At 62.2% G+C, this 15,603-nt stretch carries 8 protein-coding genes; 7 read left to right on the top strand and 1 reads right to left on the bottom strand.

The features are described from left to right. Window positions 1-33: 33 nt before the first annotated feature. A complete protein-coding gene (locus PFZ56_RS24495; protein ID WP_110596081.1) occupies window positions 34-570 on the bottom strand; it encodes a DinB family protein in 537 nt (178 codons plus the stop codon). A gap of 247 nt (window positions 571-817) precedes the next feature. Between PFZ56_RS24495 and PFZ56_RS24490 the strand changes: the two genes are divergently transcribed. The 7 genes from PFZ56_RS24490 to PFZ56_RS24460 all read left to right on the top strand — a co-directional run bounded on the left by PFZ56_RS24490 (window position 818) and on the right by PFZ56_RS24460 (window position 15,602). After that, entirely contained in the window at window positions 818-2,092 is a 1,275-nt protein-coding gene (locus PFZ56_RS24490) for a cystathionine gamma-synthase family protein (RefSeq protein WP_110596080.1), read from the top strand. A 152-nt stretch (window positions 2,093-2,244) separates the two neighbouring features. Next, window positions 2,245-3,681: an amino acid permease gene (locus PFZ56_RS24485; protein WP_102864785.1), complete on the top strand. Its 1,437-nt coding sequence runs from the start codon at window positions 2,245-2,247 to the stop codon at window positions 3,679-3,681. Between the two features lie 41 nt (window positions 3,682-3,722). Further along, a complete protein-coding gene (locus PFZ56_RS24480) occupies window positions 3,723-4,613 on the top strand; it encodes a LysR substrate-binding domain-containing protein (protein ID WP_170004865.1) in 891 nt (296 codons plus the stop codon). 16 nt (window positions 4,614-4,629) lie between these two features. Beyond that, complete coding sequence (gene thrC, locus PFZ56_RS24475; RefSeq protein WP_170004867.1) at window positions 4,630-6,006, top strand: threonine synthase; 1,377 nt, start codon at window positions 4,630-4,632, stop codon at window positions 6,004-6,006. Between the two features lie 22 nt (window positions 6,007-6,028). Continuing rightward, window positions 6,029-6,466 carry an Lrp/AsnC family transcriptional regulator gene (locus PFZ56_RS24470; protein ID WP_170004869.1) on the top strand — a complete coding sequence of 146 codons (438 nt, stop codon included), beginning with the start codon at window positions 6,029-6,031 and terminating at the stop codon, window positions 6,464-6,466. Window positions 6,467-6,702: 236 nt separating this feature from the next. After that, window positions 6,703-6,924: a hypothetical protein gene (locus PFZ56_RS24465; RefSeq protein ID WP_110596077.1), complete on the top strand. Its 222-nt coding sequence runs from the start codon at window positions 6,703-6,705 to the stop codon at window positions 6,922-6,924. Window positions 6,925-7,034: 110 nt separating this feature from the next. Then, window positions 7,035-15,602, top strand: a complete 8,568-nt coding sequence (locus PFZ56_RS24460) for a hemagglutinin repeat-containing protein (protein WP_394304493.1) — start codon at window positions 7,035-7,037, stop codon at window positions 15,600-15,602. The last annotated feature ends 1 nt before the right edge of the window (window position 15,603 follow it).

Below are 15,603 nucleotides of genomic sequence, written 5' to 3'. Positions count from 1 at the left end.
CTAGATAGGCTCGAATAAATAATCGGCGCCCGATCAGAGCGCTGATGGAATCAACAGCAGCAGATCGGTATCGCCGATGTCCACGCCGGCTTGGGTCAGCAGGGTGCTGGCCTGGCCCCGGTGATGGGTCTGATGATTGAAAAAATGCACCAGCAGGGCATACACATTGCGCTCGGCGACCACGCCCCGGGTGTTGGTGTAATGCAGGCTGCTGTCCAGATCGGCGTCGCTCAGGGACTGGCTGAAATCCAGGATCAACTGGTCCAGCCATTGGCGCTGCTGCCAGAGCCCGTCGAGGTTTGGGAACAGCAGGGTCTTGAGGTCCTGGGGCAGGGCCACCTGCTGCAGCGGGGCCAGCGCCGGATGCTGCGTCGGGTGTTGGGCAAAGCGCTTGAGCCAGATGGTGTCACCGGCCAGCAGGTGATTGAGGGTGCCGAGGATCGAGCCGAAAAACGCCTGGCGGTCGAGGACGATCTGCCCCTCGGGCAGGCTCATGGCGGCGTTGTACAGCTTGGCGTTCATCCATTGGTTGTAGCGGGCCATCAGGCCCAGGTGCTCGGTGCGGTTCATGGCCGTTCCTGGTGGTGGTGTGGGGCGCTCGATCAGGCGGTCGTCAGCTTCGCAAGGTGCATGGCCAGCGCGCAAGGGCGGCTTGAAAATCTCCGTGCGATGGGCGTTTTTCCGGCCGACGAGGCATTAAAAAAACCGCCCCTTTGGCCCCGATAACATCGTTTCTCGGGGCTTGGGCTTTTCTCTATATTGGCCACCAGATCCAGCGCGGCAACAGGCCGCGCGCCCTCTATGGTGAGCCGTTGCAATGAATAAAAAACCTGAACGCACAGGGCTGGAAAATCCCGGGACCGCCACTCGCGTGGTCTGGGGCGGGGAGCAGATCCGTCATCCCTACAACGCCACGCAAACGCCGATTGTTGCCAGCGCCGCCTATGGCTACGACGACATCGACCAATGGTACGACGTGGCCCTGGGCAAGGCCCCGGGCTTTATCTACAGCCGCATGAGCAACCCCACGGTGGAAACCCTGGAAGCCAAGCTGCGGGACCTGGAAAACGCCGAGTCGGCGGTGGCCTTCAGCAGCGGCATGGCAGCCATCAGCGGCGTGCTCTACAGCTTCCTGCGCCACGGCCAGCGGGTGGTGTCGACCAAGGACAGCTACGGCGGCACCAACAAGATTTTCGAAGAGTTCCTGCCGCGCATGGGCGTGGCCGTGACCCTCTGCGAAACCTTCGACCAGCAGCAGATCGAAGCCGAGATCGCCCAGGGTTGCGACCTGCTGTACCTGGAGACCCCGACCAACCCGACCCTGAAGATCGTCGACATCCAGCGTCTGGTGAGTGCGGCGAAGAAGGTCGGCGCCCTGGTGGTAGCGGACAACACCTTTGCCACGCCGCTGAACCAGAACCCCCTGGCCCTGGGCGTGGATGTGGTGATTCACAGCGCCACCAAGTTCCTCAGCGGTCACGGCGACGTGCTCGGTGGCGTGGCCTGCGGCAGCGAAGCGCTGATGAGCCAGGTGCGTCACTACCGGGAAATCAACGGCGCCAGCCTCGATCCGTTCTCGGCCTACCTGATCATCCGCGGGATCAAGACCCTGGCCCTGCGCATGCGTCAGCAACAGCACAGCGCGGCGCAACTGGCGCAGTTCCTGCTCAACGAGCCGCTGGTGGAAGCGGTGAATTACCCAGGGTTGCCCAGCCACCCGAACCACGCCGTGGCCTGTGCGCAGATGCGCGGTTTCGGCGCCATCGTCAGTTTCGTCCTGGTGGGCGGCATGGACAGCGTCAAGCTGCTGTTACCGCGCCTGCGCTACGCCCACTGCGCCGGCAACCTGGGGGCGGTGGAAACCATCTACGGCCCGGCGCGCACCACCAGCCATGTGGAGAACACCCTTGAAGAGCGCCAGGCCCTGGGCATCTCCGAAGGCCTGGTGCGGATCTCGGTGGGCATCGAAGACACCGATGACCTGCTGGCCGACCTGCAACAGGCCTTCGCCTGGCTGCGCCAATCCCTCAAGCACAACCCGGCGTCCGACGCCGTCCCTTCCCTGAATGCCCGGGCCGAGGTCGCCCACTGAAAGAGCGCGCAACACCCCCACAGCAAGGCAGCCCGTGGGGGCTTCATGAAGAGGAATAACAATAAAAACCTGGTGGCATCCGATTTGTTTTCTGCCCATTTCCACAGTCGCAGAAATTGAGACTTGCCCTGACAACTTTCATGAGAACCATCATGTCCCTACAAGAACAACAGACCGACTTGCGCGGCGGCTTCAAGCAAGAAATGCAGACCCGGCACATCGTCATGCTCGCCCTCGGCGGGGTGATCGGCACCGGGCTGTTCCTCACCTCCGGCTACACGGTGAACCAGGCCGGCCCGCTGGGTGCGGTGATCGCCTACATCATCGGCGCGCTGATGGTGTACATGGTGATGATGTGCCTCGGCGAGCTGGCGGTGCAGATGCCCGAGACCGGCTCCTTCAGCACTTACGCCACGCGCTTTCTCGGCCCCGGCACCGGCTACACCGTGGCCTGGCTGTACTGGCTGACCTGGACCGTGGCCATCGGCTCGGAATTCACCGCCGCCGGTATCCTCATGACCCGCTGGTTTCCCGACACCCCGGTGTGGATCTGGAGCGCGCTGTTCGCCCTGGTGGTGTTTTTGTCCAACGTGGTCTCGGTGCGGCTGTTCGCCGAGACCGAGTTCTGGCTGTCGCTGGTCAAGGTGATCACCGTGCTGGTGTTCCTGGTGGTGGGTGGCGGGGCAATCCTGGGCCTGTTGAACATCGATCAGGCCCACAGTATCGGCTTGAGCAACTTCACCCGCGAGGGGCTGTTCCCCACCGGCTTCATGCCGATTGCCATGACCCTGCTGGCGGTGTCCTTCGCCTTCTCCGGCACTGAGCTGATCGGCATTGCCGCCGGTGAAACCCGCGACCCGCAACGCAATGTGCCACGGGCGATCCGCACCACGGTGCTGCGCCTGGCGATCTTCTTCGTCGGCACCATCTTCGTCCTCGCCACCCTGTTGCCCCGGGAGCAGGCCGGTTTGGTGGAAAGTCCGTTCGTCACGGTGTTCACCTACATCGGCATTCCGTACTCGGCGGACATCATGAACTTCGTGATCATCAGCGCGCTGCTGTCCGCCGCCAACTCCGGGCTGTACGCCGCCTCGCGGATGCTCTGGACCCTGAGCGACCAGGGCCACCTGCCCAAGCAGTTCTCGGCCCTGACCCGCATGGGCACGCCGCTCAACGCGATCATCGTGAGCATGGCCGGCGGTGCGGCCTCGTTGCTCAGCAGTGTGTTCGCCCCGGACACCATCTACCTGGCCCTGGTGTCGATTTCCGGGCTGGCGGTGGTGGTGGTGTGGATGAGCATCGCCGCCAGCCAGATCGCTTTCCGCCGTCACTATGTGGCCAACGGCGGTGATGTGCGCGAGCTCAAGTTCCGTGTCCGCGGCTATCCCTGGGTGCCGCTGGGGGCCTTGTTCTGCTGCGCCCTGGCCTGTGTCGGCATCGGCTTCGACCCCGAGCAGCGGGTGGCCCTGTACTTCGGTGTGCCCTTCATCGCCTGGTGCTACTTCGTGTATTACATTACCCGCAGTAGCCGCCAGCGGCGCCTGGCCCTGGCACCTCTGGCACGCTCGTCCGATGCCCTTCAGGGCTGAAGAACGGGAGCGGTCTCCAGGGTGTCCATGAGAGTCAGGCCATGAAGCAGAAAAGCTTGCCCCCGCTGAACTGGCTGCGCGCCTTCGAAGTGTCCGCCCGCTGCCTGAACTTCACCCACGCCGCCGAGGAACTGTTCCTCACCCAGGGTGCGGTGAGCCAGCAGATCCGCCAACTGGAAAGCCACCTCGGGGTGGCGCTGTTCAAGCGCCTGCCCCGGGGCCTGGACCTGACCGAGGAGGGGCGCTCCTACCTGCCGGTGGTGCAGGACGCCATTACCCGGCTGGCGGTGGGCACCAACGAGATCTTCGGCCAGCACCAGCACCGGCCGATCAAGGTGCGCGGCAGCCTGGCGTTCTTCGTCCACTGGCTGGCGCCCAAGCTGGTGACCTTCCAGCAGGCCCAGCCCCAGGTGGACCTGCGCTACATCAGCAATATCTGGGTCAAGGAACTGGACGGCGAGGACGACATGGAGATCCGCTGGGGCCGCGGCCACTGGCCGGGGCTGGTGGCCCAGCGCCTGACCTGGGACAGCCTGTTCCCGGTCTGCGCCCCGTCCTTGCTGGCGCGCTTGCCGCTGCAGGTGCCGGACGATCTGGCCCGGCATCAACTGCTGCATGTACTGGGCTATGAGGAGGGCTGGGGCTACTGGCTCAAGCGCGCTGGCGCCAGCCGCGTGGACTCGTCCCGGGGCATGCAGTTCGACACCCTGATCTCGACCCTGCGCATGGCCGAACTGGGCCAGGGCGTGGCCCTGGCCCGTTCCTCGATGGTCGCTGAAATGCTGGCCGACGGGCGTCTGGTGGAGCCCTTCGAGCAGCGTATCGAGGCCAGCGAATCCTTTTATCTGGTGCGCGGCGCTGACGCCGAGCAACACCCCGATGCGCTGAAGTTTTCCACCTGGCTGGTGGAGCAGGCCCATCGCTACAAATGACTGGCCGGAGCCAAGCATGCGTTATGTGAGTACCCGCAGTGCCATCGAACAGGTGGATTTTGCAACCGTGGTCCTGTCTGGCGTGGCTGCCGATGGCGGGCTTTATGTGCCGCAGCAGCTGCCGAGTTTCAGCCCCCAGGAAATCGCCAACTGGTCGACCCTGGATTACCCCGAACTGGCTTTTCGCGTGCTCAGTCCCTTTGTCGGCGACAGCCTGCCCGAGGCCGACTTCAAGCATCTGCTTGGCCAGGCCTACAGCGGTTTTGGCCATCGCGCGGTGGCGCCGCTGCGCCAGATCGATCGCAACGAATGGCTGCTGGAGCTGTTTCATGGCCCCAGCGGTTCGGCCAAGGACTTTGCCGCACGCCTGCAGGCCCAACTGGTGGGCTACTTTCTCCAGCGCCGGCAGCGCCCCGGGGTGTTGGTGGGAGCCACCAATGGCGACACCGGGCTGGCGACCATCGAGGCCTTCAAGGACTGCCCGCAGACGCGAGTGCTGGTGTTCTATCCGCAGCACGGGGTGCCGGAACAGCAGGGGCGGCAGTTGCAGGCGGCGCACCACCCGGGCCTGTGGCGCTTCGCCGTGGAGGGCAGCTTCGATGATTGCCAGACCCTGGTCAGCCGCTTGCTGCGCCAGTGGCCGTTGGCCGAGCATGAGGTGATCGGCTTCAACTCCAGCAACTGGGTCGGGGTCATGGCCCAGCTGGTGCTGTACTTCCATGCCGTGCTGCAACTGGGCGGGGGCCAGCGGCCCATCGGCTTCAGCGTACCGGCGGCCAGTTTCGCCGAGGTCTATGCCGGCTACATCGTGCAGAAAATGGGCCTGCCCATCACCCAGATGATCGTGGCCACCAACCGCAATGACGCCCTGCACCAACTGTTCCTGAAGAACCAGTATTCCCGGGGGCAGGCCAGCCAGAGCCTGTCGCCGGCCATGGACCTGTCGCTGTTCGCCAACCTGGAGCGCCTGGTCTGGGAGCTGTACGGCCAGGACCCGCAGGCGGTGGCGGCGCTGATGCAGGGCTTCGAGGACAGCGGCGAGATGACCCTGGACAACGAGGCCTGGCTGCAGGCGCGGATGATCATCGACTCCTATTCGGTCAGTGATGAAGAGACCGGCAAGGAGATCGTCAGCCTGTACCGGGACACCGGCTACGTCATTGATCCCCATGCCGCCACCGGCGTCCTGGCGGCGCGCCTGTACCGCCGCAGCCTGGTGGCGCCGATGGTCACCCTGGGGGAGATTGCACCGGCCAAGTCGGCGCGCCTGCTGAGTTCGCTGGGCCTCCCCGGGTTGCCGCAAGAGCCGGTGGCACCGCCTTCGACGCTGCAGTGGCAGAGGCTGGCCGCGGATGACTTTGGCGCGCTGCTGCACTGCCTGGAGTCCTGGTGATGGACCGGTGCAAGGTGAGCCCATGAAGCGGATTCTTGATCCTCTGGACGAGCGCATCCTGGCCGAACTGACCCTCAATGCCCGGGCCGCCCACGCCGAGCTGGCGGCCAAGGTCAACCTGTCGCGCAATGCCGTGCGCCAGCGCATCGAACGCCTGGAGCGGGACGGCGCGATCCAGGGCTACACCATTCGCCTGGGCGAGGGGCGCGGGGCGGAGACCCGGATCAATGCGCTGATCTTTGTCTACCGCTACGACCGCATGCGCGGCGCCGAGGTATTGCAGGCCTTGCGGGCGATGCCGGAGATCGTCCAGTGCGAAGTGCTCAGCGGCGAGTTCGATGTACTGGTGCGGGTCAGCGCCGCCAGTGCGGAGCGGGTGCACCGGGTGTGGAATGACATCGCCGCCTTGCCTGGGGTGGAAAACACCGTGACGTCCTTTGTTTTGTCGTCGGTGAGTTAGGCGCTGTCTGCTGGCGTATCAACAGTCCGCTAACAAGAAACCTTTCCTGAAGATTCAGAAGCGTCTGATGTGTCGGTTGCCGGGGTCAATCTAGTATCGGCGCCCACTGCAAGGCCCGTATTCCGGGGGTATACGCAGTTTGTCTAGGCGTTCGGCGCTTATTTGACGCCAGGATAGTGGCACATTAATATCGCCCGCCCTGTCGTGACCCTTGCTGCCCTTTCGAAGGATCGAATATGTCCATCTCCACCTTCAGGATGAGGTTGTGCTGTGTGCTGTCCTGCCTGCAGCAGACTGGCCCTTTGCACATGGCGATTGCCGCCCTCTTGCCCGCACCGACCTTCAACGCCGGCGACCAGGACCTGATCCGCGACCGGCAGAATCGCCTGCTGGAACAGCAGCGGCGTCTCGAACAACTCAAAGACTTTTCCGCGGCAAGCGCTTCGCCGCCAGCGTGACCTTTGCCCATTTCCTCAAGCGGCCAGATGCCCTGAGTGAACGCGAAGCACCGATCTATTTCCGTTTGGACCTGTTCCTTTAATTCCGCTCTTTACCCGAGATACATGACATGGACGTTCGTCAGTTCGCCTTTCTGGTTCGTCAACCTTCGGCTGCCCTGCAATCGCGCGACTCCTTCTGGGGCCTGCCGAAACGTGGACTGGCGTTCATCCTCGCCAACGTGATGTTCTGGCAGCCGCTGGTGGCGATGGCCGACGGCATCGTGGTCAACGGCAGCGGCACCACACTGGGGCAGGCCGGCAATGGCGTGCCCATCGTCAACATTGCCACGCCCAATGGCGGTGGCTTGTCCCATAACAAGTTCAGCGACTACAACGTCGGCCAGCAGGGGGTGATCCTCAACAACGCCACGCAAAAGCTGCAGAGCACCCAGCTGGGTGGCTACATTATCGGCAACCCCAACCTGGGTGGTCGCGCGGCCAATGTGATCCTCAACGAGGTCAACGGCGGCAGCCCCAGCCAGCTCAAGGGCTACACCGAAGTGGCCGGGCAATCGGCCCATGTCATCGTTGCCAACCCCTACGGCGTCAGCTGCAACGGCTGCGGCTTCATCAACACCCCGAAAGCCACCCTGACCACCGGCAAGCCGGTGATCGAGAACGGTCAGATCCAGCGATATCAGGTGGACCAGGGCAGCGTGTCCATCGAGGGCGCGGGGCTCAACGCGAGCAATATCGATCAGTTCGAAATCATCACCCGCAGCGCGAAAATCAACGCCGAGATCCAGGCCAAGCACCTGGCGGTGATCGCCGGGGCCAATGACGTCGACGCCAAGACCTTGAACGCCACCGCCCGCACCGCCAACCCGGCGGATGCGCCGCAACTGGCGATCGACTCTTCGGCCCTGGGCGGCATGTACGCCGGGGCGATCAAGCTGGTGGGCACGGAAGCCGGTGTAGGGGTGAAGCTGGCAGGTGATATGGCTACCAGCGGTGGTGACCTGCAAATCGATGCCAACGGCAAGCTGACCCTGGCTCGTGCTCAAGCTCAGGGCGACGTGCAACTCAAGGCGCAAGCGGTGCAACTGACCGAGTCGGTGTATGCGGAGCGGAACGCCAAAGTGGTTGCCGCTGAAAAACTGACGGTGGACAAAAACCTGACCGCAGGCGGCAACCTGCACCTCGAAGGCCAGCAGGTGGTCAGCCGCGGTCATCTCAATGCGGGGCTTCAGCGGCAAGAGGGTATCGAGACCATCAACCCCACCAGCCATCTGCAGCTTCAGGGTGGCAGTCTGACCAACACGGGCAGTATCAACGCCCGGGGCAGTCTCACGACTGATCTTGAGCGCCTGGATAACCAGGGCGCGGAACTGGTGGCAGCGGGCGAGCTGAGCCTCAAGGCCGGTAGCATCGATAACCGTGGCGGTCAGTTGATTGGCCAGCAAGCCCTGAAGGTTGAAGGCAGCCGTCTGGATAATCGTGGCGGGACCCTGGCCGCTGAGCAGACTGTCAAGGTGGTGCTCGACACTCTGGACAACCGCGATCAGGGGCTGATCCTCAGCAAAAGCGCAGACTTGACCCTGAATGCCGGCAGCCTGGATAACCGCCAGGGCACCCTGCAAGCCAACCAGGGCGAGCTCAAGGCCAGGGTCAAGCAGGTCCTCGACAACGGCGGCGGCAAGATCCTCACGGGTGCCGGCAAACTGAGCCTGGAAGCTGATGAACTGCGCAACCAGCAAGGACGACTGAACGCCCAGACTGGCAAGCTTGAAGTCAAGAGCGCGACCTTCGACAACTCTCAGGGGCAGGCCCGCGGGGCGGCAGTCGAGATCAGCAGCAGTTCCCGTCTGATCAATGATCAGGGGCATGTACTGTCCACCGCAGGCGATTTGCAACTCAAGGGCGGCGAGGTCCGCAACAACGAGGGCGAGATCGCCAGCCAGAAGCACCTGCAACTCTCCGTCGACAGTCTGCAGAACCAGAAGGGCAGCCTCAGCGCCGAAACCATCGGGCTGGCACTTTCCGGCAAGCTGGACAACGACGCGGGGCTGATCGAGTCTCGGGAAAGCCTCGCGGTGGACGCAGGTTCAGTGAGCAACGCCAAGGGCCGTTTGCGGGCCCTGGGCGAGCAGGGCGAGAGCCGCTTCAGCATTGGTGGTCGTTTCGATAACGACCAGGGCCTAGTGGAGATCGGCAATCAGCGCTTGCTGCTGAGCAGTGGGGGCCTGAGCAACCAGCAAGGGCTGGTGCACCACCTGGGGCAGCAAGGCTTTGCGTTGTCCCTGGCGGACACCGGCAATGCCGGCGGCAGTTTCATCACCAACAGCCGGCTGGATCTGGACCTGGCGGACTGGAGCAACACCAGTCAGATCCAGGCACAAAAGATCGGCTTGAAGGTCGGGACCTTCACCCAGACCCGCAGTGGCAAGCTGATTTCAGTGGAAGGCATCGAAGCCAGTGGTAACCACTGGATCAACGACGGCGGCCTGGAAACCGATGGCGACTTGAAACTGGTCCTCAGTGGCTCCTACCAGGGCAACGGCATTCTCAAGAGCCAGGGGCGCATGACCTTCTCCGCCGCCCGTGCCGACCTGGGGCAGGAGGCTCAGGTACGCAGCGGTGCTGCCGCCGATTTCACCCTGGGCAGTCACCTGAAGAACCTCGGCACGCTCACGGCGGCTGGTGACCTGCAACTCAAAGTCGACAGCCTGACCAACCTGGGCACCCTGGGGGCGGGCAATGCCCTGCATATTGAAACCCCGACCCTGGTCAACCAGGGCGGGCTGATCTTCAGCGGCGCCGACACGCAGCTGGAAATCAGCAGCCTGACCAACGATAAGGGTGACATCTACAGCCTTGGGCGCCTGGATGTGAATGCACCGGGACAACAACCGGCCAGCCTGATCGAAAACATTTCAGGCACCATCGAAAGCGCCCATGGCATGCAGTTGCTGGCCAACCGCCTGATCAACCGCAAGGAGAAGTTCGCCTTTATTCCAGCCCTGACCTCCGGGCGTATCACCTTGCACTCCACCGACAACTGCAAGGGCAAGCATTGCGAAGCCTATTACTCGGTGACTGAGGTCTACGGCACGAAAATCACCGAGGACTCCCAGCGCGGCAACCTGATTTCCGGTGCCGAACTGACCTTCAAGGGCGACAGCTTTGAGAACCAGTTCAGTACCGTCTCTGCCGCGGGCGATATCAGCTTGCAAAGCAACAGCCTGAAGAACATCGGTGCCGGTGGCGGCGAGATCCGTAATTACGCTTACTCGATCTACACCAAGGACGAAGGTGCCTACTACACCTTCGTCAACAACATAGGGCGCTACAACGCCTACAACGACCCCAACTCTGCCAGCTACAACCCTACGGCGATGCCACTGGGAGCTATCGCCCTCGGTAGCCTGAGCGGCTTCAGCAAGGTCGAGACCTCCGGCAGTGGCGAAGTCGCCGCGGCAGTCATCCAGGGCGCCGGCAAGGTTGACATCACCGGCACCCAACTGCTGGAAAACAGCGTGATTCGTCCGGGTGAAACCGTGGCCGCCAGTGCCAGCCGGGTCGGCATGACTGCTGTGGATAGCAGCACTCAGACCTTGCCACAGCTGAACCTGCAAGCCGCTGCGGACCTGCAGCAACAAGCGGTCAACCCTCTGGCCTTGCCCGGTTTCAGCTTGCCGCAAGGTGACAGCGGCCTGTTCAAGGTCAGCCGCAACCCGCAACACAAATACCTGATCGAAACCAACCCGGCGTTCGCCAACCTCAAGCAGTTCATCAGTTCTGACTACCTGCTCAGCCGCATCGGTTTCAACAGCGACCAGACCCAGCGCCGCCTGGGCGACGGGCTCTACGAACAACGACTGATCCGCGAAGCGGTGATTGCCCGCACCGGCCAGCGTTTCATCGCCGGGCTGGACAGCGACGAAGCGATGTTCCGCCACCTGATGGACAACGCGATCGCCAGCAAGACCGCCCTTGACCTGTCACCCGGTATAGCCCTGACCTCCGCCCAGGTTGCGGCCCTGACCCACGACATCGTCTGGATGCAGGAACAGGAGGTCAACGGCGAGAAGGTCCTGGTACCGGTGCTGTACATGGCCCAGGCCAACAACCGCCTGGCGCCCAATGGCGCGCTGATCCAGGGGCGCGATGTGAACCTGATCTCCGGCGGCACCCTGGCCAACCAGGGCACCCTGCGCGCCAGTGCTCAACTGCAGGCCAGCGCCCAGAGCATCGACAACAGCGGCCTGATGGAAGCCAACGAACGTCTGTCGCTGCTGGCCACCCAAAGCATCCGCAACGCCCAGGGTGGGATTCTCAAAGGCAAGGACGTCAGCCTGGTAGCGACCCAGGGCGACGTCATCAACGAACGCTCGAAAGTCAGCCAGGACACCCGTTATGGCGGCGGGGTCCAGCACAACGACTACCTCAACAGCGCGGCTCGGGTCGAGGCGGGCAACAGCCTGAATATCGACGCCGGACGCGATATCCGTAACAGCGGCAGCGTGCTCCAGGCCGGGGGGGATGCGAGTCTCAAGGCGGGGCGTGATCTGGCGCTGGTGGCCACCGAGCAAGTGAACAGCAGCAGCGGACGCCACAAGAAGACCAGCTGGAGCCAAAGCCAGACCACCCAGTACGGCAGTGAAGTGCAGGTCGGTGGCAATCTTTCCGCCACGGCCGGCCAGGATCTGCAGATGGTGGCCAGCAAGGTCGCTGCCCAGGGCAGCCTGGCACTGGCAGCGGCGCGTGATGTCTCCATCGAGGCTGCGGCCAATGAGAGCCACCGCGCGTCGAAGAGCAAGAAGGTCACCAGCAGTAACGATCAGGTACGTCAGCAGGCGTCTTCGGTGACCGCTGGCGGCGATCTGTCGATCAAGGCGGGTCAGGACCTGACCTTGGTGGCCAGCCAGGTGAAGGGCGAGCAAAACGTCGCGCTGGACGCCACTCGTGATCTCAATCTGCTGTCCGCCAAGGACGAGAGCGCCTCTTTCTACTCGAAGAAGAGCAAAGGTTCCTTCGGGCGTAGCAGCAGCAAGCAGCAGGAGAGCTACCACAGCACCAACATCGCCTCTGTGGTCGAGGCCGGGAAAGACCTGACCCTCAACACCAGCAAGAAAGCCGATGGCGGCATGAGCATCAACGGTGGCCGCGATGTCACGGTGATCGGCAGCCAGCTCAAGGCTGGTGCAGACCTGATGGTGGGCGCCACCGGCGATGTGGCGATCCTCTCCGGCGTCGAGGAACACGGCTCCTACAGCAAGAAGACCAAGTCCGGTTTCCTTGGCCTGTCCAAAAGCGGTAAGAGCCAGTTGCAAACCACCGCGACCCAGGTCGGCAGCGAGCTGAGCGCTGGCAACGATGTGGTGGTGGCCGCGGGCAACGATATCCGCTTGCGGGCCAGTGAAGCCACCGCCGGAAACGATGTGGAACTGCGTGCCGGGCTGGTCAAGGACACGGGTGATATCAACCTGGTTTCGGCCAACGACACCGCCTATAGCCGCAGCGAGCAGTACAAGAAAAAGGTCGGGCTTTCCTCCTCTGGGGCCAGCGTCTCCTTTGCCTCGGCCAAGGAGTCCGGGCGCCAGGCGCAAAGCAGCACCAGCGTGGGCAGCCAGGTGCTGGCCGAGCGCGATGCGAGCCTGAAGGCCGAGCGCGACATCAACGTGGTGGGCAGCGGCATCAGCGCCGGGCGCAATGTCAGCCTCGACGCCGGACGTGACGTCAATGTCGTCGCGGCACAGAACAGCTCGGCGGAGCAGGACTGGAAAAAGAGCAAGCAAGTCGGCGTTGGCGTCAGCAGTGACGACAACGGTGTGAGTTTCTTTGCCGGTGCTGAGCGCAACAAGGAAAAGAACCGCGTCGAAATCCAGACCGCCGCCGCCAGCCAGATCAGCGCCGGTGCAGACCTGTCGGTCAACGCCAAGCGCGACATCAATCAGATCGGTTCCGACCTTCGGGCCGATCACGACATCAATCTGGTGGCCGGCCGCGACATCAAGATCGACGCCGCCCGGGAAGTGCGGGTGACCGAGCAGCAGCGTGAAAGCGAGCGCAGTGGCCTGGGTGTCACCATTAACCACAACTATGGCAAGACCAAGGACGCGGTCAACGGCGCCGGCGACGGTGAAAACAACACCAGCAAAGCCTCCAGCACCCTCAAGGCCGTCGACTCGGTCAGCCAGTTCCTCGCCGGGCCGACCGCTGACGTCAAGCTTGGCAACAGCAGGCAAAGCAGCAGCCAGGAGATCATCGAGCAGAGCAACCGCTCTTCAACCCTGCAGGCCGGCAACGACCTGAACCTCACGGCCAACAACGACGTGACCGTCAAGGGCAGCCAGTTGGGTGCCGGGCGCGACATCAACATCAAAGGGCGCGACGTCACCCTGGATGTGGCCAAGGGCAGCATCAGCGAGGAAACCCGCAACACCGAGATGTGGGGCGGCATCCACGGCGGCACCAGTGGCGGCGTCAAGATCGGCGTTGGCGGCAGCTTCGGCACCGCCAACACCGAGAGCAGCCAAGGTTCCTCCACCGCCACCCAACTGGATGCCGGGCGCGACATCAACCTCAAGGCCAGCAAAGACCTGAACCTGATCGGCACCCAGGCCCAGGCCGGACGCAACATCGACCTGGATGCCGGCAACGACCTGAACATCCGCGCCGCGCAGAACGACCACAGCAGCGAGAACAACCGCAACAGTGGTGGCGGGGAAGCGGGCTTCACCTTTGGTTCAGAAGGCGTGGGCGTCTACGTCAGCGTCAGCATGGGCAAAGGCAATCTGGAGCGTGAAGGCGAGCGCCAGCAAGAGGCCTATCTCTATGCCGGGGACCGTCTGGGCTTCACCAGTGGCAAGGACACCAACATTTCTGGTGCCAACCTGCGTGGTGATGAAGTGATCGGGCGTGTCGGGGGGGACCTGAACGTTGCTTCGGTCGCCGACACCGGCAAGGTCAAGGGCAAGGAATTCGACATCAGCGTCACCGCCACCTTTGGTCCTGCTCCGGGGCTCAGTGGCTCAGTCGGTTATGGCCAGACCACCGGCAAGACCGACTGGGTTGAAGAGCAAACCCGCATCACTGGCAAGAACAAAGTTGATATCCGCACCGAAAACCACACCCAGATAGACGGCGCGCTGATCGCAGCTGACAACGGCAACCTCAAGCTGGACACCGGCACCCTGGGCTTCAGCGATATCGCCGGCAAGGACAAGGAACACGGCTATTACCTGAACGTGGGCGGCACCTACAGCTCCGGTAGTGGCACCACACAAGACAGCAGCCAGGTGGGTAAAGGCAAGGAAGGTGAAACCGGCTGGAGCGTCAGCGGCTGGGATTCCCAGAAGGACCGCGAGCAGATCGTGCGCGCCACCGTCGGGGCGGGCGAGATCGTGGTGCGCAAGGATGCCGAGACCGGAGCCGATTCAACGGCCGGGCTGAATCGGGATGTGAGCAAGGCGTATGAGATCACCAAGGATGAGGAGTCGCGTACGGATCTGTATGCGAGCAGTTCTTCCCTTGGGGCGGTGGCGAGTCCGAAGAAGGCGTACGAACAGTGGAAGAAGAGTGTTGAGTTGTATGGGGAAAAAAGCCGGGAGACGATGGTAAAGCTGACCCTTCTCTTGGCCAGCATGGGCGTTCTAATCGCGTCGCCAGACAATCTTCAGGGCACATCCGAAGAAATTAATAGAGTCTTGGTAGAAACTGAAAACTACCTAAAAGCCTTCAGCAAAGATGAGAACAGACGTGCGGAGGCTATTGAGTTTCGACTCAAGCAGAAGTTCGGAGATCCAAAATCTGACGGGGAAAAGCTTCTCGTCGCTCGAATGCAGGAAATTGCCCGTCAGAGCCCTGAGAAGTCAGTTGAACTGACAGCGCTCATCGGCCGCCTCAGCGATTCTCCTGCAGGCGCAAATAACTATGCTCAGGGGCTCGCTAGTTCGGGGGTTATGCTTGCCCTGGTTGGCGCACTGGCTTATCAAGCGTCCACACCTGAAAATCAAGCGCGGATGCGTAACGCGGCCAACTCCATGATTGAAAGTGTCAGCCGGGGCGTCTCTGAAACAAAGGAGCAAGTGCAGAGTCGGCTGAGGGTTTCGATGGGGCTTTGGGAGTTGGTAATCCACATGCCGTTTCCAATTCACCTGCTAGATGATGAAAACCGAAAGCTGGTCAATCCGATTGTTGATGCATCAGGATGGAATCCTGCCAGTGGGGGCTACGCTGAGGGTGGTGGAGTTATTACAACGCCTCATACTGGCGGTACTCAACTGGATGGGGTGCAGAAGGATGGTGCCTATGTGACTCCGGAGCACAAGCTGAATCCGGGGGTGATGTATAGTGAAGATGGAGCTGCAAAAGGTTTAATCGGACAGGATTTTGAAAAATATCTTTATAAAGAACTGGGTGGAAAACCAAGCTTTTCGACGAATGGACGAGAGTTTGACGGGGCTTATGGAGCGAATAACTCTATATGGTACGAGGCTAAATCTGGCCGATACTGGGAGGATCATGCTCAAGCCGGATCTAAAGGTTTTGATAAGTTTAAGTCAGATGTCGGCGCGCATGCTCGAATAGCTAAAGATAATGGCGCTTCTTTTGAGGTCCATTCCAATACACCGATTCCTCAGCATGCCAAGGAGTGGCTGAGTTCAAAAGGGATATTTTTTAAGGAGTATTAAT

Source organism: Pseudomonas danubii (genome assembly GCF_042980055.1).
In the GTDB taxonomy this organism is placed as follows: Bacteria; Pseudomonadota; Gammaproteobacteria; order Pseudomonadales; family Pseudomonadaceae; genus Aquipseudomonas; species Aquipseudomonas danubii.
The sequence above is the reverse complement of the archived record's forward strand: the minus strand, read 5'-3'. Positions and strand labels throughout refer to the sequence as shown.